Annotated in this window: 24 protein-coding genes and 1 pseudogene; 9 read left to right on the forward strand and 16 right to left on the reverse strand. The window is 43.0% G+C overall.

Annotated elements, in window-relative coordinates:
* Nucleotides 1–41: 41 nt before the first annotated feature.
* The 9 genes and pseudogenes from C2M32_RS12870 to C2M32_RS12910 all read right to left on the reverse strand — a co-directional run bounded on the left by C2M32_RS12870 (nucleotide 42) and on the right by C2M32_RS12910 (nucleotide 10,508).
* On the reverse strand, nucleotides 42–2,024 hold the full coding sequence (locus C2M32_RS12870) for a flagellar hook-length control protein FliK (protein WP_158678220.1): 1,983 nt from the start codon (nucleotides 2,022–2,024) through the stop codon (nucleotides 42–44).
* Nucleotides 2,025–2,165: 141 nt separating this feature from the next.
* On the reverse strand, nucleotides 2,166–2,606 hold the full coding sequence (gene fliJ / locus C2M32_RS12875) for a flagellar export protein FliJ (RefSeq protein ID WP_105168770.1): 441 nt from the start codon (nucleotides 2,604–2,606) through the stop codon (nucleotides 2,166–2,168).
* A pseudogene (gene fliI / locus C2M32_RS12880) lies at nucleotides 2,606–3,936 on the reverse strand (flagellar protein export ATPase FliI). The gene fliJ and the pseudogene fliI overlap by 1 nt, the downstream one beginning before the upstream one ends.
* Nucleotides 3,937–3,950: 14 nt before the next feature.
* A complete protein-coding gene (gene fliH / locus C2M32_RS12885; RefSeq protein ID WP_105168771.1) occupies nucleotides 3,951–4,769 on the reverse strand; it encodes a flagellar assembly protein FliH in 819 nt (272 codons plus the stop codon).
* A gap of 3 nt (nucleotides 4,770–4,772) precedes the next feature.
* Nucleotides 4,773–5,810: a flagellar motor switch protein FliG gene (fliG, locus tag C2M32_RS12890; protein WP_070984512.1), complete on the reverse strand. Its 1,038-nt coding sequence runs from the start codon at nucleotides 5,808–5,810 to the stop codon at nucleotides 4,773–4,775.
* The gene (gene fliF, locus C2M32_RS12895) at nucleotides 5,803–7,512 is read right to left on the reverse strand and encodes a flagellar basal-body MS-ring/collar protein FliF (protein ID WP_105168772.1); all 1,710 of its coding nucleotides are present in this window, start codon (nucleotides 7,510–7,512) and stop codon (nucleotides 5,803–5,805) included. Before fliF ends, fliG begins: the two co-directional genes overlap by 8 nt.
* A gap of 22 nt (nucleotides 7,513–7,534) precedes the next feature.
* Nucleotides 7,535–7,867: a flagellar hook-basal body complex protein FliE gene (fliE, locus tag C2M32_RS12900; RefSeq protein ID WP_070991379.1), complete on the reverse strand. Its 333-nt coding sequence runs from the start codon at nucleotides 7,865–7,867 to the stop codon at nucleotides 7,535–7,537.
* Nucleotides 7,868–8,022: 155 nt separating this feature from the next.
* Nucleotides 8,023–9,408 (reverse strand): sigma-54-dependent transcriptional regulator, encoded by a 1,386-nt coding sequence (locus tag C2M32_RS12905; RefSeq protein WP_105168773.1) that lies wholly within the window; start codon nucleotides 9,406–9,408, stop codon nucleotides 8,023–8,025.
* Nucleotides 9,405–10,508, reverse strand: coding sequence for a sensor histidine kinase (locus C2M32_RS12910; protein ID WP_105168774.1), 1,104 nt, complete (start codon nucleotides 10,506–10,508; stop codon nucleotides 9,405–9,407). The genes C2M32_RS12905 and C2M32_RS12910 overlap by 4 nt, the downstream gene beginning before the upstream one ends.
* A gap of 171 nt (nucleotides 10,509–10,679) precedes the next feature.
* On the opposite strand from C2M32_RS12910, the gene C2M32_RS12915 reads away from it, so the two are divergent.
* On the forward strand, nucleotides 10,680–11,279 hold the full coding sequence (locus tag C2M32_RS12915) for a DNA-3-methyladenine glycosylase I (protein ID WP_105168775.1): 600 nt from the start codon (nucleotides 10,680–10,682) through the stop codon (nucleotides 11,277–11,279).
* A gap of 2 nt (nucleotides 11,280–11,281) precedes the next feature.
* Here C2M32_RS12915 and C2M32_RS12920 read toward each other — a convergent pair whose 3' ends face one another.
* Together C2M32_RS12920 and C2M32_RS12925 are read right to left on the reverse strand one after the other, a co-directional pair.
* Nucleotides 11,282–12,721: a sigma-54 dependent transcriptional regulator gene (locus C2M32_RS12920; RefSeq protein WP_105168776.1), complete on the reverse strand. Its 1,440-nt coding sequence runs from the start codon at nucleotides 12,719–12,721 to the stop codon at nucleotides 11,282–11,284.
* Between the two features lie 147 nt (nucleotides 12,722–12,868).
* The gene (locus C2M32_RS12925; RefSeq protein ID WP_105169299.1) at nucleotides 12,869–13,654 is read right to left on the reverse strand and encodes a flagellin N-terminal helical domain-containing protein; all 786 of its coding nucleotides are present in this window, start codon (nucleotides 13,652–13,654) and stop codon (nucleotides 12,869–12,871) included.
* A gap of 224 nt (nucleotides 13,655–13,878) precedes the next feature.
* On the opposite strand from C2M32_RS12925, the gene pseB reads away from it, so the two are divergent.
* From pseB to C2M32_RS12940, 3 genes are read left to right on the forward strand one after another with little or no spacing between them, the layout of a single operon-like run.
* The gene (pseB, locus tag C2M32_RS12930; RefSeq protein ID WP_105168777.1) at nucleotides 13,879–14,880 is read left to right on the forward strand and encodes a UDP-N-acetylglucosamine 4,6-dehydratase (inverting); all 1,002 of its coding nucleotides are present in this window, start codon (nucleotides 13,879–13,881) and stop codon (nucleotides 14,878–14,880) included.
* Nucleotides 14,877–16,037, forward strand: a complete 1,161-nt coding sequence (gene pseC, locus C2M32_RS12935; protein WP_105168778.1) for a UDP-4-amino-4,6-dideoxy-N-acetyl-beta-L-altrosamine transaminase — start codon at nucleotides 14,877–14,879, stop codon at nucleotides 16,035–16,037. Before pseB ends, pseC begins: the two co-directional genes overlap by 4 nt.
* Before the next feature lie 31 nt (nucleotides 16,038–16,068).
* Nucleotides 16,069–17,202 carry a Gfo/Idh/MocA family protein gene (locus C2M32_RS12940; RefSeq protein ID WP_105168779.1) on the forward strand — a complete coding sequence of 378 codons (1,134 nt, stop codon included), beginning with the start codon at nucleotides 16,069–16,071 and terminating at the stop codon, nucleotides 17,200–17,202.
* Nucleotides 17,203–17,221: 19 nt separating this feature from the next.
* Here the strand turns inward: C2M32_RS12940 and C2M32_RS12945 are convergent, their stop codons facing one another.
* Genes C2M32_RS12945 through C2M32_RS12965 form a run of 5 tightly spaced genes read right to left on the reverse strand, consistent with a single transcriptional unit; the run spans nucleotide 17,222 to nucleotide 22,835 of the window.
* On the reverse strand, nucleotides 17,222–18,727 hold the full coding sequence (locus C2M32_RS12945) for a class I adenylate-forming enzyme family protein (protein ID WP_105168780.1): 1,506 nt from the start codon (nucleotides 18,725–18,727) through the stop codon (nucleotides 17,222–17,224).
* Nucleotides 18,728–18,747: 20 nt separating this feature from the next.
* A complete protein-coding gene (locus C2M32_RS12950; protein WP_105168781.1) occupies nucleotides 18,748–20,325 on the reverse strand; it encodes a PseG/SpsG family protein in 1,578 nt (525 codons plus the stop codon).
* A complete protein-coding gene (locus C2M32_RS12955) occupies nucleotides 20,322–20,573 on the reverse strand; it encodes a hypothetical protein (RefSeq protein WP_105168782.1) in 252 nt (83 codons plus the stop codon). The genes C2M32_RS12950 and C2M32_RS12955 overlap by 4 nt, the downstream gene beginning before the upstream one ends.
* Nucleotides 20,570–21,610, reverse strand: a complete 1,041-nt coding sequence (pseI, locus tag C2M32_RS12960) for a pseudaminic acid synthase (protein ID WP_105168783.1) — start codon at nucleotides 21,608–21,610, stop codon at nucleotides 20,570–20,572. The genes C2M32_RS12955 and pseI overlap by 4 nt, the downstream gene beginning before the upstream one ends.
* 46 nt (nucleotides 21,611–21,656) lie before the next feature.
* Entirely contained in the window at nucleotides 21,657–22,835 is a 1,179-nt protein-coding gene (locus C2M32_RS12965; protein WP_234401291.1) for an FkbM family methyltransferase, read from the reverse strand.
* Nucleotides 22,836–22,925: 90 nt separating this feature from the next.
* On the opposite strand from C2M32_RS12965, the gene C2M32_RS12970 reads away from it, so the two are divergent.
* The 5 genes from C2M32_RS12970 to C2M32_RS12990 all read left to right on the forward strand — a co-directional run bounded on the left by C2M32_RS12970 (nucleotide 22,926) and on the right by C2M32_RS12990 (nucleotide 26,917).
* Nucleotides 22,926–23,651, forward strand: coding sequence for a cytidylyltransferase domain-containing protein (locus tag C2M32_RS12970; RefSeq protein ID WP_105168784.1), 726 nt, complete (start codon nucleotides 22,926–22,928; stop codon nucleotides 23,649–23,651).
* Between the two features lie 61 nt (nucleotides 23,652–23,712).
* Nucleotides 23,713–24,657, forward strand: coding sequence for an NAD-dependent epimerase/dehydratase family protein (locus C2M32_RS12975; protein ID WP_105168785.1), 945 nt, complete (start codon nucleotides 23,713–23,715; stop codon nucleotides 24,655–24,657).
* The gene (locus C2M32_RS12980) at nucleotides 24,654–25,265 is read left to right on the forward strand and encodes an SIS domain-containing protein (RefSeq protein ID WP_105168786.1); all 612 of its coding nucleotides are present in this window, start codon (nucleotides 24,654–24,656) and stop codon (nucleotides 25,263–25,265) included. Before C2M32_RS12975 ends, C2M32_RS12980 begins: the two co-directional genes overlap by 4 nt.
* Nucleotides 25,258–26,247 carry a GDP-mannose 4,6-dehydratase gene (locus C2M32_RS12985; RefSeq protein WP_105168787.1) on the forward strand — a complete coding sequence of 330 codons (990 nt, stop codon included), beginning with the start codon at nucleotides 25,258–25,260 and terminating at the stop codon, nucleotides 26,245–26,247. The genes C2M32_RS12980 and C2M32_RS12985 overlap by 8 nt, the downstream gene beginning before the upstream one ends.
* A gap of 7 nt (nucleotides 26,248–26,254) precedes the next feature.
* Nucleotides 26,255–26,917, forward strand: a complete 663-nt coding sequence (locus C2M32_RS12990) for a class I SAM-dependent methyltransferase (RefSeq protein WP_105168788.1) — start codon at nucleotides 26,255–26,257, stop codon at nucleotides 26,915–26,917.
* Nucleotides 26,918–26,924 lie beyond the last annotated feature (7 nt).

Here is a 26,924-nt window from a genome sequence, read left to right on the forward strand (position 1 = left end):
AGCCACATCGCTTAGGGTCTATTTCTATATAATAGCAGTAGTTAGGCGTAATAATCTATTGAAGAACCATCGTTTAGAGAACCACCTGTTTGTGATGGCGAGTTTTCATCCTGCTCTGATTGTTCTGCCAATCGAGAATGTGCATGACTGTCTTCATTTGAACCAAACATTTGCTCCTGCTGGCCTTCTCCGCCTTGCTCAATATTACTCTGTCCCAATTCGATACCTTGCTCAGCTAGCATTTCTCTTAACTTCGGCATTGATTGCTCGAGTAAATCTTTCGCTTGTTGATTTTGCACTACGAAGTTTACTTGCGCTTGCTCTGCATCTGTACGGATTCTGATCTGCATACTACCGAGCTCTCGCGGATCGAGTCTGATCTCAGCTTCTTGATTGTTGAGATTCAACATCATTGACACTTTCTCTTGCAAAATTTTAGCCGCATCATTGCGGGCAATATTTACTGCTTGCAGCATTTGCGCATCTACTTGCACTTTTTGTGAAGTGGCGTTGAGCTGTTGAGTTTGTGTGCTCTGTGGCGCGGCATCCAACTGCTCAAGATACTGGACTAGCTCGCTAAATTGCGACGAAAGTGAATTTGTTTGGATTGGCGTTGCAATCGCTTTGAAAAGCTGCTCAACCTGCGGAGTGGGCATCGTTTGAGCCAACTGACCAACATTCAGTGCTTCTCGTTTCATATCTGAATGGAAACTATCGCCATCTGCGGAGTCCATCGCCTTTTGCGACACCTTCACGTCTTGTTTAGTTGCATCTTTATCTATTTTAGTGCTGTTATAAGAAACACTTTTGTTGCCAACCGTAGCGACATTAGCAGCTACAGTATCATCACCACGAGTAACTTGTTTCGTCAACGTGGCCTGGCTTTGTTCAAGTTCTTTCAACTGCTGCAAGGCCTGTTCAACCACTGGGGACGCTTTACCTTCATTGCTGAGTTGCTGTAATCCCTGCTGTAGAGCGCTTCTTTCTTTGGGTGTCAACAATGCCAGTTGCTGCTCTAGCGTTGCTTTGAGCTCCGCTGGAACCTGATTATCCTGAGCACTACCTAGAGTCGTTTTCGCGCTGTTCTGTTTGGCTATATCACTGACTTGTTGCGCTAACTCATTTTTCTTGAGTGTTGACACATTTGATTGTTGCTCCGCCAAGTCCACAGCATTTCTTACTGTCGCGCTATTAGATACGCCATGTTGCTCTTTTGGCATCGCCGTTGCTTGCACTGTGTCGTCTGTTGAGTTGATTTGTTCTTGCATCAACAAAGACGGCTCTAATTTGACCGCTTTGTCACCTGCTTTCTCTTGTCCGTCAGCTGGATTTTGTGAAACTAACTCAGCGCTGCTTTGCTTACTTTGCGACTCAGCCATTGAAGAAATGGCTTTGCCTTTACTATCAGAAGATTGAGCACCATTTTGTTGCTCAGCAAGCTCTTCCTCTGCCGTCATTGCAACAAATTTTGGAGGGAGTACAATATCATCAGCAGGTTCTTCTATTAACTCAACTTTGATATCAGAACCACTGATGTTTTGATCTAACCCCAGCGGAATTTGGCCTGTTTGTAAAGCCGTTGTAGTTTTGGCCGCAGACCCATCAGTTTGATATCTAGTCACATCTGTTTTTTGCTGATTAGCAGCGTTTATCTGCGCTAGTAAATCATCTGCTGAGCGTTGACTCTGTTTACTTGTCTGCTGTGCATCCAATAACACAGTGGTGTCAGCATCAGCTTCTGATGGATCAACTGTGCTTTGTTCAGCGTCCTCTTCAGAGCTATATAGCACTGCATCTAATTCGCTCTCAGCTAAAGACTCAACACTCGTGTCCTGCACATCTTCTGATTGTGATTCACCTTGAGTGCTGTTCGACTCCTTTCTGGTGTCATAGCTACTTATCTGAGCAAAGGTCGCAAAAAAGCTTTGCTCTTCATTAGTGCCTTCACCTTGAGTATTTGCATATTCCGCAGCACCAGCATCAATGCTAGTTTTGACTGAGTTGTTGATAGTTACATTAAGCATATTTTTACCTGCCAAAGCGGCAATTAACAGCCGCGGATACATCACTAGAAGAATAAAAGCAAAACTCAGGCCAATTTTATAGCTGAGGCACCACAGTGTCTAAAGTGGCGCATCGAAGCAATAACCAAGTGGAGCTGAAGGTTAAGCTCGGCGGCGCACGAATTGATTGGTCGCGAATTCATCAAGCATTTTTTGCTCTGCTTTATCACGTTGTTTCTGCAATTCAAGCTGCTTTTTCTCAATAAGCTTTTCGATTGCTTTGGCTTTAACTTGTTGCGCTAACCATAGTTTTTTCCGTTGTTCTACAACCTGTTTAGCTGTATTAACAGTTCTTGCTTGTTGTTGCATGGCATCTTCTATTTTTTTAATAAAGGCCTGATATTGAATTAAGCCACTGCTGGTTAAGCCTTGCTTCGCTTTTAGATGTAGCTGCTGACTATATTCAAGACGGAAATCATTCAGACCAGCCAGCTTCTGCTGGTTATCATTTAAGTGATGCTGTGCCTGCATGTAATTTACACGCAAGGATTCTTCTTTTTCTGATTCAAGTTTATATAGCAAGTTAAGTTTATTTGTCGCCATTATTCTTGTCCCAATAATTTCGCAAGCTCTTGTAGACACTGGTCGTAACTTAGTACTTCTTTCATACCTTGCTGTAAAAATGCATTTACCGTGGGCATCATATTGATAGCTTGATCCAGCATAGGATCACTGCCTTTTTGGTAGGCTCCAAGCGTGATCATATCCTTATTCTGCTGGTACATCGCATATACTTGTTTGAGTACCCTTGCTTGTTGTAAGTGGCTATCTGAGACCACTTGTGGCATAACTCGGCTGATGGACTTTTCAATGTCAATTGCCGGATAGTGACCACTGTCAGCCAAATCACGAGACAGTACAATGTGTCCATCCAAGATAGCTCGCGCAGCGTCAGCTATCGGATCCTGCATATCATCACCTTCACTTAACACCGTGAAAAATGCGGTTATAGAACCCTGTCCTTCTCCACCATTACCCGCTCTTTCTACCAATGCAGGTAGCTTTGCAAATACTGATGGTGGATAGCCTTTAGTCGCTGGTGGTTCACCAACGGCCAACGCGATTTCACGCTGGGCCATCGCATAGCGAGTCACTGAATCCAAAAGTAACAACACATTAAGACCTTGATCGCGAAAATACTCTGCGATAGTCACTGCACTTTCGCACCCTTTCAGACGCATGAGCGGTGAAGCATCCGCCGGTGCTGCAACCACGACAGCGCGCTTACGCCCTTCAGCGCCCAATATTTCATCGATAAATTCTTTAACTTCCCGTCCACGTTCACCGACCAAACCAACCACTATGACATCCGCTTCACTACCGCGAGTCATCATGCCTAACAGCACAGATTTACCTACACCACTTCCGGCAAACAAGCCCATACGCTGACCTTGTCCAACGGTTATAATAGAATTGATAGCTCTTACCCCCACATCCATAGGTTGACTAATGGACGCCTAGCAAGAGGGTTTATCTGTTCCTGCGCAAACTTCAAGGTATGTTCAGCATTGATTGGCCCTAGGTTATCTAGTGGCCGACCTAGGCCATCAACAACTCGTCCGAGCAAACTCATCCCTACGGGGAGCCCAGTTTCTTTGAGCTGAGGAATAACTCTAGCGCCGGGTAATACGCCAGAAATGTGATCATTGGGCATCAAGTAAAGTGTATCGTCGTTAAAACCAACCACTTCTGCATCAACAAAACCTCTGATAGTTTCTATTTTGCAGTTGCTGCCAACAGGTGCGCTGAGCCCTTTTGCTTCGAGTGTTAACCCTACCACTCTGGTTAAACTACCAGCAACGGGCACAGCAAATTGATGTATGTGTTTTTTATATTGCGATAAACGCTCAGCTAAAGGACTTTCAACACTCATGGTGTAGCCAAAAATTACGACTGGATACCACTGTCATGCAAAAAATCGTCCAAGATTTCTTTAATCCTTGTTTTTAGCGTCATATCTATTGAAGATTGGGAAGTTTTCACCTCAACATCACCGCGATGCAATGTGGGTTCTGGCAATAGGTGCCAATGTTGCTCTACCAGCTGTTCCTCACCATAGGCTTCTTTTACAAGCTCTAAGTCATCCGGATGTAGGTGAATCTTAACCGTCTGATCCGAAATCGGTAATGCATCCATCGCTTTTTTCAAGGCGAGTAATACAATGCTACTGTCCAGCTCAACTTCTCGGAAGATCACTGCCTGCGCCAATAAATTGGCAAGCTCTACCAGCTGCTTCTCACAGCGTTCATCAACGAGACGTAGGGGTTCATGTAACTCATTGATTATTAGAGTTAAGGTCTGTAGCTTTTCTTCAATCAGTGGTTTTGCTTCGTCATGACCCTGCTGTTTGCCAATCTCAACACCTTCTTTATAACCGGCTTCCTTTCCTTCTGTTACGCCTTTATCAAAGCCATCAATGTAGCCTTGCTCGTGACCTTGCTTGACCCCTTCATCGTATGCATCTTGACGAATTTGCTCTAACTCTTCCAACGTCAATGTCGGAAATTCAGGCTCGTCAGAGTCAGGCTCTTCATTGCGCTTTTCTGGCTTTTGATACACCTGCTCCAAGGGTTTACCAAACGCAGTTGAACGTCCGGAATATTTGCGGGGATCTTCAGTCACATCAGGTATTGGCCAATTTTTAAGAAGCTCATCAAGCGCTTCCCCTTCCACTGGCCGACCTTTAAAAAACTTGGTATCGCTCATAAATTACAAGAACTCCTCACCACCGCCACCACCAAGCATGATTTCACCTGAATCAGCAAGGCGACGTGCCGTTGATAGAATTTCTTTTTGAGCAGCTTCAACTTCACTGATCCTGACAGGTGGCATAGCCTCAAGGTCATCCGCCAGCATTTCCGCAGCACGTTTTGACATATTGCTGAGAATTTTCTCTTTCAGAGCATCATCTGTACCTTTAATGGCTTTCATCAATACATCCTGCTGAACTTCACGCAAGATGGTTTGAATTCCTCGATCGTCCACATCCAATAAGTTTTCAAATACAAACATGAGGTCTTGAATTTGTTGAGACATTTCTTCGTCGTGCTCACGAATAGAGTCCATAAGTTGACCTTCTATATTCGTATCCAAGTAGTTCATAATGTCTGCAGCGGCCTTCAAGCCGCCCATTTTCGCTGCTTGAGCACCCGCTTGACCAGCAAACTGTTTCTCCATAATCTCATTAAGCTCTTGTAAAGCTGCTGGTTGAACTTCTTCTAAGTTCGCTATCCGCATTGTCAAATCAAGACGTACTTTTTCAGGGAACTGTGACAGTATTTCTGCTGACTGTTCCGGTTCTAAATACGATAATACGATGGTTTGGATCTGAGGGTGTTCGTTGCGAATAATGTTCGCAACCTGTTTTGAGTCCATCCATTTGAGCGAATCCAAACCCTTAGCACCAGATCCCATGACAATCTGGTCAATAAGGCTCGCGGCTTTATCTTCACCAAGTGCAGCGGTAAGCGCCTTTTTAATAAAGTCTTCTGATTGAAAGCCGATTGTACTGAAGCTTTGAATTTGCTCGATAAATAAGTTGTGTACCGCACTTATCTTGGCTTGTGATAGATCATCTAACGCGGCCATTGCCATACCAACACGCTGTACTTGCTTTGGCTCAAGATGTTTTAAGATTTGCGCAGCATCTTCTTCAGATAAACTGAGTAGCAAGATGGCGGCCTTATCGACGCCATCGAGCTTATTTACATCATACGCAGCGGGTAATTGTTTTTGTTCATCAGTCATCTTCTGTTAACCACGCTTTCACTACTTGAGAGGATAATTCTGGTTCATTGGCAACAAGGGCACGTACTGCTTTGAGTAGATCCTCATCACCATGTAAGTCTGGCAATTGTAAAGTACCATCCGAAGAGAAGCCAACTGCTGATGAATCAAACTCATGATTTAACATATCTAGTGTGCTATCTCCTAAATCCACGCCCGATGTAAGTGAATCTTCATCAAACTCTTCAAGCGTATCATCTGGGTAAATCAAGCGTTTCAACATAGGTCTGACAACCGCTAGGATAAGTACAATGATTACGAGAGCACCTAACGCTAAACGCGCCATCTTCATAAACCACTCTTGCTCCCAAAGTGGCACCTCTGCTACTTCACTTAAATCTTCACGCACAAACGGTACGGTAACAACTTCTAATGCATCTCCACGTTGCATATCAAACCCTACGCCACCTTGTAATAGACGGCGAATGTTCGATAGCTCTTCTTGCGTACGTGGTGCTAACGTTACGTTGCCCTCAGCATCCGCCTTTGGTAGGTAGTCAACGGCTACCGATACACTAATACGACGGATCACTCCAGTTTGTTGACGCTTATGACTAATTGTAGTGTCTAATTCATAGTTTCGCGTTGCTTCTTTTTGCATTCTGCTTGGGTTAGTGCCATTAGCAGCATTACCATTTCCTGCAACTTCTGGGATATTTGAATCAAGTGGAGGCTGGTTAGTAAGCGCACCAGGAATACCTGCCGTAATACCACCAATATTGTTTTCTTCAAATGTTGTTTCACTACGAACTGCAGGTAAGTCAGGATTATACCGCTTTTGTGTTTCTTCTACGGCACTGAAATCCATGGTTAAATCTACCTGAGCGGTATATTTACCTAAACCCACCACAGGGATCAGAATACTGTCGATCTTCTCTAGGTATTCCTGCTCTCTTTTGCGTTCAATTTCATATTCTTTGCGCGAACGAGCTGCCAGTGAATCCTGTGAACCAGAGTTGAGCAAACGACCATTTTGATCCGTCACGGTTACACGCGCAGGTTCCAGACCCTGTACCGCAGATGCGATAATATCAACAATTGAGTCAACTTCCTCACCGTCCAGTGTCTTGCCACGCTTTAGGGTAAGAACCACTGTGGCAGAGGGCTTTTTCTCTCGACGTGCAAATACATTTTCTTTAGGGATTGCCAGCAAAACTTTTGCTCGGCTCACATCCTGTAATTCTTCAATAGTGCGAGCTAGCTGCTGTTCACGGCTGTGCTTTAAACGTTCACGCTCAAGTCTCTGACTTACGCCAAACCCCATATCCTGCATCAGAATATCGGTGCCAGAGCTTGGACTTTGCGAAAAACCATCACGTGCCATTTGCAACTTAATGTTTTGGTAATCACCTTCAGCGACCATGATAGTGTTACCGTCCAGCTCATAGTCAATTTTCTGTGCATCCAGAAAATCAAGAGTCTGTACGAGCTCTTCGGTTGGGTATTGGCCCAGTGGTCGCATATCTGGCTGACGTGCCCAAATGATAATGAATACTGCAATTGCTAAACATATCGCCAGCGCTATCACTAAAGTAACTTGGCGTAGCATATCAACGCCACTTAGCGCACTCAGATACCCTGACTTTTGCTCTTGCTGCTCTTCAGCCTCGGTGCCCGTAGCGCCGTCTGATAAAGCGAGTTCTGTTGATTGATTCGTTGCCACAGTTACTCTCCACTACCTAGGTTTAAACAGGCATGCTCATAATTTCTTTGTATGACTCGACAAGCTTGTTACGAACTTGCACGGTAGCCTCAAACGCCACAGATGATTTTTGCGACGCAATCATTACTTCTGCTAAAGAGACACTGCGATCGCCCATCTCTAATGCTGTCACTTTGGATTTTGCCTCTTTTTGCAATCCATTAACAGTGTTAATCGCATCCGACAACAACTCACCGAACTGCGCTGTTGATGTTGCAGAAGATTGCACAGGCAAACTATCTTGTGGTTTATTTCGCGTAGCCTCTAAAGCTAGAGACTGCATTTCTTGATATAAGGCATTGGGTTGAATGTTCATTGTGCTCACCCTTTTTACTAAAGATAGTAGGTATAAAGCACAATTCATGCCAATAAAAAACACATTAAAATCAATGCTTTAATGTGTTTTTTATTGTTGTCATGTTTTTGACAAAGTAAAACCAGCGGTAGCTGGCTTTACTTCACAGGGTGGATTTATGCAGGTACAGGTATGCCCATATCACGCATTTTTGCAAGTTTGTAACGTAAGGTTCTTGGACTCATCCCTAGTACTTCAGCAACATCTTTACGTTTACCTTGGCAACGAGATAATGTGTCCAAAATAATTTGATGTTCCTTATCTTGCAGCTCGGATTTATAGCTTGTGGTATCACTGTTATCCATTTCCATCGTTTGTGTAGGGGCTTCTATGTCCTGTGCTACTGTAGTAGAACCTTGAATATTGGCAGTCATTGGTTGATAGCTTTCTATAAAAATATCATCCGCCGCGACTTTCTCACCTTGTTGTAAAATCAGCGCCCGTTGCACAACATTGTCTAGTTCACGTACATTACCCGGCCAGCTATGAGACAGTAACTTTTCTTGTGCGTCAGAAGTCAAACTAGGCACTGGCTTATTGGCCTTCATGCAATGTCTCGCGATGAGGTGCTCTGCCAAAATCACAATATCACCAGGACGCTCACAAAGTGGTAGCCACATTAGTGGAAATACGTTTAAGCGATAGTATAAATCCTCTCTAAACTTACCAGCAGCTACAGCCTCTTTCAGATCTCTATTGCTGGTTGCTAGTACTCGTACATCAAGGTCTATGGTCTTACGTCCACCTAAACGCTCAACTTCACGTTCTTGTAATACACGCAACAGTTTAGCTTGCAAGCCAAGATCCATTTCGGTGATCTCATCAAGTAAAATTGTCCCTTTTTGAGCTTGCTCAAACTTGCCAGGGCAAGCTTGGATCGCACCTGTAAACGCCCCTTTTTCATAACCAAACAGCGTTGCTTCTAACATGTTTTCTGGGATCGCAGCACAATTAATTGCCACAAATGCTTCATGTGCTCGTTCGGATTTATCATGAATGTAACGGGCTAAGACTTCTTTACCAGAACCGCTTGGGCCCAATACCATAACACTGGCATCAGATTTTGCGACCCGAGTTGCAAGCTCCAGCAATTGAATGCTCTTTGGATCTTTAACAACGGGACCATCTGTTTCTTTATCTTTTGGTGGCATGTACCTGCTCACCATATTAAGTAGCACTTCTGGCGCAAAAGGTTTTGCCATATAATCGATGGCCCCCAGCCTCATTGCTTCAACAGCATCATCAATGGTCGCATAAGCGGTCATCATCAATACTGGCAAGTCTGGGTAATTTAGTTTGATCGTTTTAAGCAAATCAATACCACTCATCGCCCCCATCTGCACATCGCTTACTACCAATGAGAAAGATTGTTGTTTTAGCAGAATAACGGCCTGTTCAGCGCTAGACGCTTCAACACAACTGAACCCCGATAACTGTAAAGTATCGATCAGTGCTTCACGTAGACCTGCATCGTCTTCCACCACTAAAATTGAATGACTCATACAACCTCCAATTGTTCGGTATTGAATGAAATAGGGAGCAGTAAACTAAAGCAAGCGCCACCGCTTTCCATATTTTTAACTTCTACCTGCCCTTTATGGGAGTGTGCGACTGAGCTGACGACAGCTAAACCAAGGCCAGTCCCCTGACTTTTGGTCGTAAAAAATGGTTCAAACACTTTGTCCGCTATTTTCGGATCTATGCCTGGACCGTTATCAATAACCGAAATTCTTACTCTATCATGCTCTCTTTGCACATTGACTCTAACTTGTGCACCAGTGCCAATAATTTGAATACTATTGTGTATTAAATTTTGCACCGCACTCGCAAGCGCCGTTTTATTGCCAATTACCGTAATATCTGGTTCTGGCAATGCAACGTCTAACATACTGTTATTCGTTGCAACCATCGCATCAGCTCCCGCTTTAACTTCGTTAAGCAGTTGCTGCATTGATACTTTCTCTACAACCTGTTGATCACCACTTTTGGCGAACAACAACATGTCGTTCACTTGTGATTCTAAATCTTTGAGTCGAGACATGAGTTTTTCATGAAAGCGAGTACGCGATGTATCAGGTAAACCACGACAACCAAGATTAGCCGCATATAACATAGCTGCAGATAAAGGTGTACGGACTTGATGTGCTAATGAAGCAACCATTTTACCAAGCGCACTCAGGCGCTGCATATGTGCGACTCGCGACTGCAAACGACGCGTCTCTGTCAAATCTGTCATCAAAATAAGTTGCCCGGGCTCTGGTGCCAAAGCCGTAATATCCAGTTTGATCAAGCGACCATCTTTGAGTGATATTTCATGCCCATCATCTTGCTGAGGACTGAAAGAGCGCTGTATGATGTTAAACCACTTCTCGCCTTCGAGTGGTTCACCTAGCATATCAATTGCTATCTGATTAGCTTTGGCTATCATGCCTTGTCCATCAAGCACGACCACACCCGCAGGCATGGTGTCAACTAAGTGACTAAGCCAACTCGCCTGCTGACGTAGTTCGCTTAACTCACCAACATACGCTTCTTGAAGCAAACCTGGACTAAATTGTGCAGGCGTCACAAATTGTGGATTTAATACATGTGCCAAAGCCATAACGTCATTCTCTCATAAAGACTCTACACTTGAATAAGCAGGATTCGGGCCAATTTTATTTTTAAATTTAATCAATGAGTTATAAATAAATTTTTGATAACGCTTTTTTGACACTGTTTTTTTATACAGCAATATGTACAATCAACTAACCGCTCTCTACAAGGAAAAAACATGTGTACTCGATGCCTATGGCTAGACCAAAGTAAAGAAGATTATATTCAATACCATGACGATGAATGGGGTGTGCCAGTGCTTGATGATAGGACTCTATTCGAATTTATAACATTAGAATCAGCTCAAGCAGGCCTAAGTTGGTATACAATTTTGAAAAAGCGAGATGCGTATAAGCAAGCTTTTGCTGACTTCAACGTGCAGCTTGTAGCGAGTATGGGTGATGAAGATGTTGCAAGACTATTGACTGAATCGTCTATTGTCCGCAATGAAAAGAAAATATTGGCAACCATTAATAACGCCAGAGCATTTATCAACATTCAAAACGCATTTGGTAGCTTTGCAAAATATCAATGGCAGTTCGTAGACTACTTTCCTATCGTGAATAACATTGCAAGCAAAGCCGACTACCAATCTCAAAGTGAAATCAGCGTATTATTCGCAAAAGATTTAAAGCGCAGAGGCTTTAAGTTTTTGGGCCCAACCACCGTTTATGCTCACATGCAAGCATCCGGTATGATTAACGATCATGATAATGCGTGTTTTAGAAAAGCCCAGATAACGACAAGCTACAGTCATATTGACTTTGCAACCCTATAACCTTAATCGCGATTAAGGTTATATTTTTTCATTTTCTCAACCAATGTGGTACGGCGCACTCCTAGCACTTCTGCTGCGCGTGCCACAACATAGTCATAGCGCTCTAACGCTTGTGTAATCAAACTAATCTCTAAATCTGCTAAGTACTCTTTCAGCTCAATGCCTTCATCAGGTAGCAATCCCATGTGTGTTGCATTATTCACATTGCTCACGTCATCGTCCGTGTCATCTTCAAAATCACTGAACCCATCACTAAATAGTTCATTAAAAGCATCTTTTTCCAGCAGTTCTTCTGGGTACTCTGGCTCATAAGCTTCCACATCAATATGGCGATACTTATTGGGTAAATCAGTAACATCAACCACCTTCTCTGGAAACATGATCACCATCCGCTCCACTAAATTGGCTAACTCGCGAATATTACCGGGCCAATCGTGCGCTTTTAAGCTTTCAATCGCACGTTCAGTAAACTTGGCTGTCGCACCACTTTGTTCATTAACACGACGCATTAGCTCTTTGAGCAATAAAGGAATGTCATCAGCACGTTCATGCAAAGATGGGTTTTCGATAGGAAAGACATTTAGACGATAATATAAATCTTCTCGAAATTTTCCAGATTCAATCATCTGCTCCAAATTTCGGTGCGTAGCGGCAATAATTCTAACATCAGCTTGGATAGCCTTGGTGCCACCTACGCGCTCATAGCTGCGCTCTTGCAACACTCGTAATAATTTGACTTGCATTTGTAAAGGCATGTCACCAATTTCGTCAAGGAATAACGTGCCTCCCTGTGCCAATTCAAAACGCCCTTTTCTCGCCGAGATAGCTCCTGTAAAAGCCCCCTTTTCATGCCCGAACAGTTCACTTTCGAGCAACTCACCGGGAATTGCACCGCAGTTTACTGGCACAAATGGCCCATGGTTACGTCGTGATAGCAAATGCACATTACGAGCAACCACTTCTTTACCCGTTCCCGACTCACCCAAAATGAGCACATTCGCATCTGTTTTGGCAACTTGAGATATCAAAAACCTAACCTGTTTTACCGCTTCGGTTTCACCAACCAAGCCATCAAACGATTTACCACTATTTTTGTCTGATTGCCCTGGCAACATTCTCTGATATTGCTGGCAGTCATGAAGCAGCTGCATAGTGACATCATGGCCGAAGGGTTCGGATATAAGTCCTACCACATTCGCCAAGTTTAATAACGGTTTTAATGTTTCTCCAATCAATAGAAACGGAGACGCTGGCTGGGATTTAATAACTTGCTCGTGGTCCAACCCCGTCAGAGCTCCGAGCACAATAATTGATTCTTTCGAAAAAGTGCTTTGTAGATCTAATTCAGACTCATCAATGATCTGTGCCCCCTGACCGACAAAAGTCAGCGCACTATAAAGACTATTAGCTCGATTATTATTATTATCTAAGATCAAAACCATCTTACGAGTCCAACTACTTATGGCGAGAATATATTACGATTGTAAGGTAGTTAGGATGGGATGCAATACCTTGGTGGCAAATTTTTGACACTTTCGCCAAAAAAACGCCACCAAGAGTGATTGGAATCAATACTTTTGCATTAATCCCTATAAAAGACCCAATACCGCAGATGCTGACTGGTTAGCCTGTCCTCTCAAAGCAATTGAAGCTTGTGAAAGAATATCGTTTGCAGTTTGCTCAGAGACAGCTCTAGCATAGTCTGTATCTTGAATACGACTTTGACTCGCTGCTATATTTTCTCTTTGATTATCCGCGTTACGAATTGTACTTGAAACAGTATTTTCAAAAGCGCCCAATTGGGTTCTTTGTGTATTCAGGTCTTGAGAAACTGTATCAGCAACATCAATCGCGGCTTGAGCACCAGCTTCTGTTGAAATATCAACGCTCAAAATAGCACTGGCAAAGCTGCCATCTGTTTGAGTCAATTCTTTGGTAGTCAACGCATCAGGTCCAATCTGGAATGTTGCGGAGTCACCGTTAAACAGTTTCGCACCACCAAACGTGGTGTTTTCAAATGTTTCCGTGATTTGCGTTTGTAGCTGAGCCACTTCTTCTTGAAGCGCTTGTCTATCTGTATCAGTCAGTGCACCGCTACCAGATTGGATTGATAATTCACGTATTCTAGAAACCGCATCATTTACACCGGACAACGCTGAATCAGCAGTCTGCGCATAGGAAATGCCGTCATAGGCATTACGAATTGACTGACCATAACCATTTTGCTGCGAAGTCAAACGATCGATTATCTGTAAAGCTGCCGCATCGTCTGCAGCAGAATTAACCCGCTTGCCTGTTGCAAGTTGTTGGTTCAGTTTGTTACTCGTATTTTCAATTCTGTTAAAAATACTACTACTTTGTGATTGGATTTTCATACCGCCCCCCATCAAGTGGTATTACTATGACCATACTCCTTTTTGTTCAATATGTCACCTGTAGCAACATAAACTGCATTCTGTCGCGCCATAAATACTGCAAAGTTGAGAAAACTGATATAAAGTATTGACTGGTATTCGATTTATAGATTTCCACAAAAGTGCTTGGATTAAACCTGTTGTGGATATTGTAAAGATTTAATTGCACCACAAGGTGGATCAGCATGTTCGATAATAAAACTATTTTAATAACGGGTGGTACTGGCTCTTTCGGGAAGAAGTACACCAAAACGCTATTAGAAAGATACAAACCTAAAAAGATCATCATCTTCTCTCGTGACGAACTCAAGCAGTTTGAAATGCAACAAGTATTTAATCAATCCTGCATGCGCTACTTTATCGGTGATGTCCGTGACAAAGAGAGGTTACGCAGGGCTATGCAAGGTGTGGACTATGTGATTCACGCTGCGGCATTAAAACAAGTACCAGCCGCTGAATACAACCCTATGGAATGTATCAAAACTAATATCAATGGTGCAGAAAACGTTATTGATGCCGCATTAGATAACGATGTAGAAAAAGTCATCGCACTTTCTACAGATAAGGCAGCGAACCCTATCAATTTATACGGCGCAACAAAACTCGCCTCTGACAAACTATTTGTGGCAGCTAACAACATTGCTGGTGGACATAAAACCATGTTCTCCGTAGTCCGCTACGGTAATGTTGTGTGCTCTAGGGGCTCGGTAGTCCCTGTATTCCAGAAATTTATTGACGAAAATACGGGACACATCCCAATCACACATGAAGATATGACTCGGTTTTGGATTAGTCTACAAGAAGGTGTCGATTTTGTTCTAAAGAATTTTGAGCGTATGCTTGGTGGTGAAATTTTTGTGCCCAAAATCCCCTCTATCAAAATTACTGATTTAGCTACCGCGATGGCGCCTAATTTACCGCAAAAAATCATCGGTATTCGACCGGGTGAAAAATTGCATGAAGTCATGTGCCCTCAGGACTTAAGTTTTGACACTTATGAGTTTTCTGATCACTTCGTGATAGCGCCTGGTATTAAATTTAGTAGCAGAAATAATCGTTTTGATACCAATGGACTGGGTGAACAAGGGGTATCCGTAAAACCTGGGTTTGAATACAATTCATTGACCAATGAGCATTATTTAACTGTCGAAGAAATAAAAGCATTCAACGCAAAGGCACTGCCATGATCCCATATGGGAAACAGAATATCAGCCAACAGGATATAGATGCTGTTGTTGACGTTTTAAAATCAGATTGGCTAACACAAGGGCCAAAGGTTCCCCTATTTGAATCTGCTATCGCCCAGTACTGTAAAAGCATATACGCTGTTGCCACTAATAGTGCTACATCTGCATTACACATTGCTTGCATGGCGCTGAATGTATCTGAAGGAGATGTGGTTTGGACGTCACCAAACTCATTTGTTGCCTCAGCTAACTGTGCCAGATACTGTGGCGCCAGCGTAGATTTTGTCGATATAGAGCTCGAAACCGGCAATATGTGTATTGAAGCACTCAAGTGCAAACTTGCTGATGCTGAGCAACATGAGCGCCTCCCTAAGGTTTTGATCCCAGTGCATTTTGCGGGTCAATCATGCAATATGAAAGCGATTGCGCAGCTAGCAAAGCAATACGGTTTTAAAGTCATTGAAGATGCTTCTCACGCAGTGGGCGGCAGATATGACGACAAGCCCATTGGTAGCTGTGAATATTCCGACATCTGTATTTTCAGCTTCCATCCGGTAAAAATCATCACTTCCGCAGAAGGCGGGATGGCAATGACTAATAACGAGGAACTAGCTGCGACAATGCGCCATTTACGCAGCCATGGCGTTATTTCCGATGATAGTCTGTTCACGCAAGCAAGTCATGGTCCTTGGTATTACGAGCAACATGCGCTTGGCTACAACTACCGAATGACAGATCTCCATGCAGCACTGGGTTACAGCCAGCTCAACTCACTAGGCGAGTTTGTACGTCAGCGCAATGTATTAGCGCAGCGCTATGACAAGTTATTAAGCTCAAATGAAAAGGTTATACCATTAGTCGTACGCAGCAATTGCTACAGCGCATACCACCTTTACGTGGTAAAGTTGCAAGATTGCGATCCTGTTATGCACGGTAATGTGGTGAGCAAGCTCAGAGCTTTGGGTATATACGCGCATGTACATTATATCCCGATTTATCTGCAGCCATATTATCATCAACAGGGGTTTCAACAAGGTTATTGTCCTAACGCAGAGCAATATTATCACTGTGCAATTACCTTACCTTTGTTTCCTGAATTGAGTGAAGAACAACAACAAGATATCGTCGATAATTTGCTTGCCCTTATTAACGACTAAACAAACTTAATAATTGCGGATGGAAAATTTTATGAGTAATCAGCCTTTAAATTTGGCATTTATTGGTGGTGGCGTAAATTCCGCTGTCGGCTATGTTCATTTTTCAGCTGCCCATTTAGATAACAAATTTCAAGTAGTCGCAGGAGCATTCAGTCGCGACCCAAACAATAACTCATTGACTGCTGCGCAGTGGGGCATTGCGACAGACAGAACCTATAATGATTGGCGCAAGATGATAGATAACGAGCAAGAAAATATTGACGCCGTCGTTGTACTCACTCCTACTCCTCATCATTTAGAGGCATTACAGTACTTACTGAAAAAAAATGTGCCTGTCATTTGCGAAAAAGCACTCGTCTGTGGCTCTGAAGAAGCGGCAAAATTATTACAGCTTTATGATCCAAAGAAACACTTTTTAGCCGTTACGTATAACTATAGTGGTTACGCTATGGTGCGCGAGCTAAAAAACATCATAAAACAAGGCAAGTTAGGAACACTGCAAAAGATACACTTGGAAATGCCGCAAGAAGGGTTTAAAAGACCACCTGATATTGCGGGCAAACCGAGTTTACCTCAGGCTTGGCGTCTTAAAGACTATTCAGTGCCAACTATTTGTTTAGACTTAGGGGTACATTTGCACCATCTATCCAGTTATCTGCTTGAGTGTGAGCCCACTGAAACGTGCGCTCAATTTGCCAACCACTCGGAATATGCCAATCTGATAGATGATGTATCCATGCTACTAAAGTATCCAAACAATGTGACAGGGAGCATGTGGATGTCAAAGACAGCAATCGGCCACCGCAATGGTCTAGAAGTGAGAATTTATGGAACCCTTGGCAGTGCTCGATGGTATCAGCTAAATCCAGACGAATTGGAACTACAGTTTAATGATGGCAGAAGAGAGATTTTAGACCGAGCAGGCCAATGCCAGTATGCTAACCAATTCAGATACAACCGCATGAAGCCCGGTCATCCAACGGGCTTTGTTGAGGCATTTGCCAACCTGTACACGGATATCCATCAAGCACTCAGCAACTTCAAAGCTGGCCGCCCTAACACCAATGAATACGTATTTGGATTAGAGCAAGCGAAGCAAGGCTTAGACCTGTTTAGCGCAGCGAAGCGAGCTAACCACAGTAAAACTTGGGAAAGCGTAGGGTGATAACTTCATCACCCCGTTATTACGATTTATACTGTTCTTTTACTTGATTGCGTAACACTTTACCCATCGGGTTTCTGAATAACTCGGACACCTTCAGAAACTCTCTCGGTTGCTGGTAATCTGTTAACTCTTGTAAACATAACTTGCGAAGTTCCATAGCAAGATCTTGCTCTCCTCGCTGCTCATACACCACCTTAACATATTCCCCTAGCTGGGGATGCTGACAACCAAATGCAACACAATCAATAATCATGGGATGTGATTTTACAACAGCTTCAATATCCTGAGGGAACACATTGATACCGCCACTTGAGATGACTTCTTTTTTACGCCCGACATAATACAGATAACCTTGCTCGTCCAGATAACCTAAGTCACCCGTTTTAAAATAGCCACTGCTGTCATAGGCATTTTCAGTTGCTTCGGGCATTTTGAAATATTCATTAAAAGCGGTGCTGGTTTTACAACAGATCTCACCAATTTCATTGTTAGGCTGGGTATGTCCTCGTTTATCCACTATTTTAATAGCAACAAATGGCAAAGCCTTACCAACGCTACCGCTTAACTGAGGCTGTTTAGAAACACAGAAATCAGTGACCACACCGACCTCAGAAGCCCCATAGCATTCGTGAAAATCACAATTTAAGCGCGCCATTATTGCTTGTTTGCTGTCATTGTTTAGTACCGCTGATGAGGAGACTAAGCATCGAACCGAGCTGATATCTTCTGTAATCGAGTCCTGAGCTAGAAAGCTCTCCAACTGGGCCGATACAGCAAATAAAAAGCTCACTTTGTGTTGTTCAATCGTCTTTAACCAATGAGGCAATGAAAATTTGGGCATAATCACACTTGTCGCACCCAACATCAGTGGCATCAACACCCCACGTTGTGCCAACGAGTGATAAAGTGGTGTCGCAACCAAAACCACATCCGCTTTACTTAAATGGTAGTAATCAATCGTGGCGGAAAACGCGCGCTTTATTTTGCACTGCTGACTCAATACGATAGGTTTTGGCTGACCTGTTGAACCCGATGTCATCGTCAAGATAAATGGGGCTGAAATATCCACATCAGGCGTATCACATGGTTCAAAGTCAGATGTAAACACGGTATCCCACGTTTTCTCACCATCAACCGCTTCACCAAGAGTAATGATACTTTCTCTTTCTACCAATCTCTGTTGCAGGAGGACTTTGCTAATGGTTGGCCAAGCTATTGCTGCGGCGACAGGCATCACTTTAAGGGCATTAATAAGTGCATCACCTTTCAAGCTGATGGGCAATGGTACAATAGCCAAGCCTAATTTTGCCGCAGCTAACATCACCGTCGGGTATTCCAAACCATTTGGTGCAAATAAAGCGACTCGATGACCTTGTTTTAAGCCTAGTGACGTAAAATAGCTGCTAAGTGCCCCAACTTGGTCATCTAGCTGTTGATAGCTCAAACTCTTATCGTTATAGATAACGGCTATTTTATTTGCAGAAGTATTCACATGTTGTTGAAATAGTTGATATATACTGTTCAAAACGTATTACTCATTACGGTCTATGTATTGTTATCGGCAAATTTAACCACAAAATTAAATTGTTCCGGTTTAGCATCAGGAAAAAGCTCCAAAATGCTCGCAAACTCTTGACTTCCCTCTGTCACACCAATAAATCCAGCGCGTTGGTTCAGCAAATTCACAAATTTGTTTTCTTTGTTTATCACCGCTAACCAATGTGCATTGGGCCATAGCTTAGCCGTTTCTTTAAGCTGCCAATCTAAAATAAGCTGCGCATGAACAAAGCCAACTTTGTCACTGGCAGCAAACCATCCGCCTATTAAATACTGCTGGTCATATTTCACATATTGTTGATGCCATACATACAGCAATGCCTCACCTTCGGATTCCAGCACGAATGAGGCGCGTTGATTAGAAAACCACCAGCGATAGTGCTGTAACTGGCTTATTTGCTGAGTTATAGTCATGCGCCAAGCGTTATCTGGCCGGTTTCTCGCATTCAAGTAATGGTTAATATCTGAGTCTTGTACCGGTCTAAGAGTAAGGTCAGGAGTAAATTGAATGCTTGCTGGTGTGTGTCGGGCTTTCGGTGGTTGTGGTTTTTCTGGGCCATCATTGTTCAACAGCATCGAACATACTCTTTGTGCTCCGAGTCCATCAACCTTTACAACTGCTGACTGGACAAGCTTGTTCACCCGCACTTGATGATGTAACAAAGTGCTTAACGTACTCGCAATCTCATCTACTGGATTATCTAACAGATCAGGAATATGAAAGTAATGGCCTAGTTGCTCTAAGTCTTGCTGATTATTCAGCTGATTGTCTGCGATACTGAAGGTCACCGCACTCGTTTTTGTAGCCGCCAATTCATACAAGGACGTTCCCAATGCGCCCACAAACAAGCCACATCTAACATAATATTGATACAGACAACTCTCACCCGTTATCAGCCGAAGGTTGGGATACTTTTCACTTAACTGCTTTAGCTTTTGTGTTGAGGTTGCATAGGGCCCTATGATCACATCAATCATCAATTGCTCGTCATGGTTGAGCATATAATTGATGACTTCTGTAAGCTTCGACCAATCACCACCACCGCCCAATGAAAACAACAAACTGTTTTGTCTTTCTAATTGTGCCTTAGGCTGCCCATATTGTGGAGCCAACAACGCATATTTAGGGCCAAGCAATCGTTTGGTGTTGTTGGAAACTTTATTGTCGTAACGTCGAAAGGTTGCATCGCCCTGCCATTTTGCATCGATCACCCAATCGGCCTCATGAACACGAGCTAGATCATCTATGACCACCACTTGAACTTGTGGCGTTTTAACTGCCACTTGCCACTGCGTCGAAAAATTATAGCCATCTATCACCCAGTGACTTGGGGTTAAACCCTCATCGGCTAAATACTCATTACACCAAGCTGCTTGTTGTGTTTCTGTCAGCCCTGAGGGCACTATCACGATATCCTGATGGAGTTTTTCACACAATTGAGGTTCAGGTTGGTTATCCACAAAGAGAATGGTCTTTACACCCTGCTCTTTTAGTGCCAATGCAAGCCACTTGCAGCGCATAAAATGCCCCAGCCCACAGAGGCTATCAATTCGAAACGCTATCATTGCAATCCTAAAATAGCATCAACTAGGTTACCAATTTCTGCGTTATTTTTATCCAACAACAATTCGGCTGGTACACTAATTTGGCAATGCATTTCAATATGCATGATTAAGGACAATACCTCAAAAGAGTCTAGGCTTCCTGCTGCGATAAAATCATAGCGAGGTAATTGATCGTCCGAGATCACTACACCTCTTTCTAAAAAGAACTGCTGGATCAGTGATAGTAATTCACGTTTATTGGTATTCATAGTAAGTCTGTCCATGCTAGTTGTGTGCCTCTGGTCAAAGCTTTACGAGTGATCCTTCCTATCAAAGTTGGAAGTGCCTCAGGCATGATTTCTCCGCCCCCCGGGCGCATTTGGGCCACATGTTCCTCGGTTATTACCTCTCCCGCGGCGATGTCTTTAACTATGTATACACAGCGACGCGCCTTGGACGGCTCACTAGGATAATGTACCGTTCCCATCGCTTGTTCGATTTGCCTAACACCGTGCACCAAGGCCGCCAATTCATCCGGTGTCATTGAAAAAAAGCTATCCGCTGTTTCATCTTTTTTGTCCATCACAAAATGCTTTTCGATCATACATGCACCAACGGCTACCGATGCCAGTGGCACATCATTACCTAGTGTATGATCTGACAAACCAACAGGGCACCCGAATGCCTCTCGCATGTGTGGAATAGTGCGAAGGTTAATCGTCTTCGCTGGCGCAGGGTAAGTACTGGTGCATTTCATTAAGGCTAATTCTGTCACACCAGCATCACGAGCGACTTTCACAGCATTGGCAATTTCAGCCAGTGTTGCGCCGCCAGTTGACATAATCACGGGCTTTTTAGTCGCAGCGACATCCCTAATTAACTGATGATCTATCAATTCGGGGGAAGCAATTTTGTAAGCAGGGGCATCCAATTGCTCAAGTAAATCAACCGCTGTTTTGTCAAACGGAGATGAAAAACATGTCAGGCCTAACTTATGTGCTAACTCAAACAACTCAGCATGAAAATCCCATGGCATGTAAGCCTTTTTGTATAGATCGTACAAATATTGCCCCTGCCAAGGTCCTGTCGCTTCAAAATGCGGCAGTTTGCAATCCATGGTCAGCGTATCTGCTGTATAAGTTTGTAGCTTGATTGCATCTGCTCCCGACTCTTTGGCTGCGTACACAAGCTCCTTTGCCTTAGTTAATGATTGACCATGGTTTGCTGACATTTCAGCTATCACATAACAAGGGAAGTCATGCCCAATTGTTCGCTCATTTATCTGGAACTGTTGTTTAAAATTCATCTTTTATCTCTGATACATCCGCCGCCAAGCTCCCTCTATTATCGACCTAAACCACCATAGCTTTAGGTACGGCATAGAGTTGAGTCTCTAGAAGCCAATGCCCTTCTTGTCTTAAATAATAGTTATATTTATTCGGTGCAAAGCTTTCAATTAATAATGGAATAGCCCATAAATCCTGCGGCCTATGATACAACGATAGAGCCAGCGTAGGTGTATGATTACTAATATAAGTTTTTGCTTGAATTAGGGCATCATAATCCGCACCTTCAATATCCATTTTTAAAATATTGCATTGCGTTTTTACCAATAATCTCCCTAGATCTCCAGCTTGTACAACCACCGCACTATCGCACGATGCAATAGCATTACTATCAATTAGTTCCACTGTTGATGCTGAGTCATTTTCAATAACTTTCAAAGCGCTACCTTCAGGCAATCCAACTGCTAGGCGTTCAACCTCTATGAATGATTCACTCAAGCCCATATTTTTTAATCTAGTTTGCAGCTTTGCTATGTTTTTAGTGCTCACTTCCACGCCAGAGTATTTTTCTATACATGTGCCATAGCGTTCATAGAACCCAGCAAATGTGTCACCATCAAAAATTCCAACATCTAATACTCGTAATCGCTCGTATGCATAAAGCGACGGAATGTCAGTCGGAAAGTACATTTCGTAGCCTTCTGGCAGAGGGTAACTAGATTGCGATGGAGACTTTCTATAATTGATTATTTTATTAAACAAATTCAATGAACTAGAGTCTGACCATAAGCTTTGTAACGCATCACAGCTACGTTCATCAACCTGTTTGTCTAGAGGTGGCTGCATCCATAGCACCCCACATTGATTCAGAATTTTCAGTGCCTGTGGAAACAACTTAAACACTTCAAGGGTTGGGATTATCTGTTCAAACCCTGCTTTTTCAATAGCTTGTTCTACGCCATCAAATCCCAATATAGATACCAAAACAGGTAGCTTATGATCAAAATTGCCTTGCTCAAAAGGAAGTACCGGAACTCCTAAATAATGCTCAAATTTCGGGGCTCTATCTAGCACCGCTGAAGGTAAAATGTTGATTTCAATAAAATATTCAACCAACGCTTTACCAAAGTGGCTGCCACCATAGATATAGAACGCGTTATTTTTAAGCTCCAAGAAAACCTCCGAGTCATCTAATAAATCTGTAGAGTAGAGTTCTAAGCAAGTTTCAAGCCGAGTTTTATTCACTATAACAGGACTATAGGGCGTGCACTTTGCCATTCAACTTAGGCTATTGTACTATTAAACTATTGATATAGGGACGATCCAAGGCAAATTGTGAAAAACGTTCAAATAATAATTCAAGCACGCATGACATCAACCAGGTTACCGGGCAAAGTCATGTTGCCGTTGTGTAATTCATCTGTCTTACAAACAATGTTAGAACGACTACCAAATTTACACGACAATATTATTATCGCAACCACCAATGATGGTAGTGAGTCTCCTATAATCGAACTTTGTAAAAACCTGAATATAAAGTATTTTCGTGGAGAAACCGATGATGTTCTTGGGCGCTACTATTACGCGGCCAAACAATTTGGTGCGAACGAGAAAACCACCATCGTAAGACTAACCAGTGATTGTCCGCTCATTGATGAGGCACTGTGTTTGCGGGTCATTAACAAGCACCTTTGTGGCGACTACGATATAGTCAGCCTTGGACCACACAGTGGCTATCCCCGTGGCTTAGATTGCTGCGCATTCGGTTTTAATCTACTTAGCAACACCCATCAGAAAGCAACGCTACCAGCAGATAGAGAGCACGTTACCTTAGGGATGACAAAGTTCAATGAAGTTAGCTCATATATATTTAGCGCTCTGGAAGATCTCAGCCACCTTCGACTAACGCTTGATGAACAGGATGATTACACTGCAATTAAGCAAATTTATGGAAAATTCGGCAATAAAACTGACTTTTCCTATTCAGAGTTAATTAAAACTCTAAAGAAATTCCCCGAACTTACCGATATAAATAAACATGTAGAACAGAAAAACGTGTAAAACTGGCACACACTTTGTTTATTTACAATTCGTAGAACCTATTTTAGATCGAGAAATGATAATGAATAAAAAGATTCTAGTTACTGGCGCCACAGGCTACAAAGGCACCGTTCTAGTGCCCAAACTTCTTGCTAAGGGGTATCAGGTTATAGCTATTGATACACAATGGTTTGGTAACTTTTTGCCTCAGCACGAGAACTTAACGGTGATTAAGTCTGATGTGCGTTTTACCAATGATATCGATCTTGAAAATATCGATAGCATCATTCATCTTGCTTCAATTGCGAATGACCCATGTGGAGATTTAGACCCCAAACTAACTTGGGAAGTCAGCGCGCTGGCTACGATGCAACTGGCCGACAAGGCTAAACGTCACGGGATAAAACAGTTTATCTATGCCTCATCTGGCAGTGTATATGGTGTCAAAGATGAAGAACAAGTGACGGAAGATCTTAGCCTTGAGCCCATTTCTGAATACAATAAGACCAAAATGGTCGCAGAACGCGTACTATTGAGCTATGCCGATGACATGGCGGTACAAATTGTAAGGCCAGCAACAGTTTGTGGCTTATCACCTAGAATGCGCCTAGATGTATCCGTCAATATGTTGACAATGCAAGCCTTAAAAAATGGCAAGATCACCGTTTTCGGTGGTGCGCAAGTACGCCCGAACATTCATATTGATGATATCACCAACCTCTACATCTATATGTTGGAAAACCCAGAGAAAACATCTGGCGTATTTAATGCTGGCTTTGAGAATATCTCGATCATGGATATTGCTAAAATGGTACAGCAAAAGATTGATTGTGAGATTGAAGTGACCCCTTCGAATGATCCCCGTTGTTACCGTATTAACTCCGATAAACTGCTTGCGACTGGTTTCAAGCCTAATAAATCAGTGGCCACTGCAATTGACGAAATAATACATGCCTATCAACAAGGTAAGCTAACGGATGAAGATCGTTACTACAACCTTAAGTGGATGCAGCGAGAAGTATTATGACTAAACAACAAAGTGCCGTTACCGCCATACCATCTAAAGACCCTGTAGTCACTTTAACACAGAAATATGTCGCAACCCTGAGCAAGGTGCTAACGCAACTGGATGGTAATAAGATAAGAGCGTTTGTCGATACATTATTGTTAATGAAAAAGCGTGGTGGTACTTTGTATTTGTGTGGTAACGGTGGCTCTGCCGCTAACGCAATTCATTTAGCCAATGATTTTACCTTTGGGATCAACCCACAAGGTGATGCCCTTAAAGTTGAAGCGCTGGCTGCAAACAGCTCGGTTTTAACCTGTTTAGGTAATGACATCGGTTACGATAATATTTTCGCCCACCAGCTTAAAGTCAAAGCCAACCACAATGATGTGTTGCTCGTCCTATCAGGCAGCGGTAACTCTGGCAATATCCTCCAAGCCATAGAGCAGGCGAAGTCCTCAGGCATGTCTACAGTCGGTATTCTGGGTTTTGATGGCGGTAAAGCCAAACCTATGCTAGAACATGTCTTCCATTTTGATATCCAAGATATGCAGATCTCGGAGGATACTCAGGTCGTGATCGGACATATTCTTATGAAAGCCTTATATCAGGAATTAAATCATGGCTAACTCCCCTATTTTAGTGCTAGGAAGCAATTCTTTTTCTGGTGCATCATTTTGTGCCCACCTGCTCAAACAAGAACACAACGTGATTGCTGTCAGCCGCTCGCAGGAACCCGTTGAGGCACTGCTTCCCTATCGATGGCAAGCCAATCAACCCGATTTTCATCAACTGGATCTTAATCATCACTTGGATGAAATCATTGCTTTAATCAAGCAAAAGAATATCAGACAAGTATATAACTTCGCTGCACAAAGTATGGTAGGCCAGAGCTGGCAGTATCCTGAGCATTGGTTTATGACCAATGCCGTGTCAACGATAAAACTGCATAATGAATTACGTCAACTTGATGGCCTTGATAGATATATTCATATTTCCACCCCTGAAGTATACGGTAGCTGTGAGGGACTCGTTCCTGAGCACAGAAATTATCAGCCAAGTACACCCTATGCGGTTTCCCGCGCAGCTGCGGATATGAGCCTACACACCTTCAGTGATGTATATGATTTTCCTGTTGTCTTTACTCGAGCTGCAAATGTCTACGGTGAAGGTCAGCAGCTGTATCGTATTATTCCCAGAACAATTTTGTTTGCCCTGCTAGGTAACGTATTGCCGTTGCATGGTGGCGGCCACTCTACACGTTCCTTTATTCACATTGACGATGTTTCTGACGCAACACAGCGCATTGGTGAGCACGGTAAATCGGGCGAGATTTATCATATATCAACCGAACGCATGATAACGATTCGCGCTTTAGTCGAGATGATATGTGACATGTTAAATGTACCGTTTGAGCAAGTTTGTGAAGTGACAGAAGATAGGCTTGGCAAAGATGCTGCCTACTTGCTGGACTGCAAAAAAGTACGTAACGAGCTCAACTGGAGTGACAAAGTCGCACTAGAGACCGGTGTAGAACGTACTATCAACTGGGTGAAAAACAATTTAGATGTGTTAAAGACACAACCAAACGAATACATACATAAGGCTTGAGAAATCTATGTTAGGAAACGAAATCGATTTATTAAGAAACTATCCAAAGTCTATGCGTGATACCAAGGGTCGTGCCAACGTCATTACTGAAGCCGACCGTGAAATAGCCCGCCAATATGGAAAAGACTTTTTCGATGGTGACCGCACTTATGGTTACGGCGGTTTTAGCTATATGCCACGCTTTTGGCAACCCGTAGTACCTGATTTAAAAGCGCATTTTGGTCTCACAAGCGACAGTTCACTGCTTGATGTGGGGTGCGCAAAAGGGTTCATGCTTTATGATTTACAGCAGCATATCCCCGGTATCAAATTACGTGGTCTAGACATTTCTCAGTATGCTTTGGACAACGCCAAAGAAGAAGTCAAAAACCTGCTATCACAAGGTAACGCTAAGTCACTTCCATTTGAAGACAATAGCTTTGACGTTGTGATGTCTATTAATACAATTCATAACTTAGATGAGCAAGAGTGCGCCATGGCGTTACGAGAAATCGAACGTGTGAGTCGTGGAAAGTCTTTTATCACGGTAGATGCATATCGAAATGATGAAGAAAAAGAACGCATGCTCGAATGGGCATTAACAGCAAAAACCATTATGCATGTGGACGATTGGAAGCAATTTTTTGCCGATAATGGTTACACAGGCGACTTTTACTGGTTTATTCCATAGGCGTTGT

This window comes from Pseudoalteromonas sp. T1lg23B (genome assembly GCF_002964665.1).
Classification (GTDB): domain Bacteria; phylum Pseudomonadota; class Gammaproteobacteria; order Enterobacterales; family Alteromonadaceae; genus Pseudoalteromonas.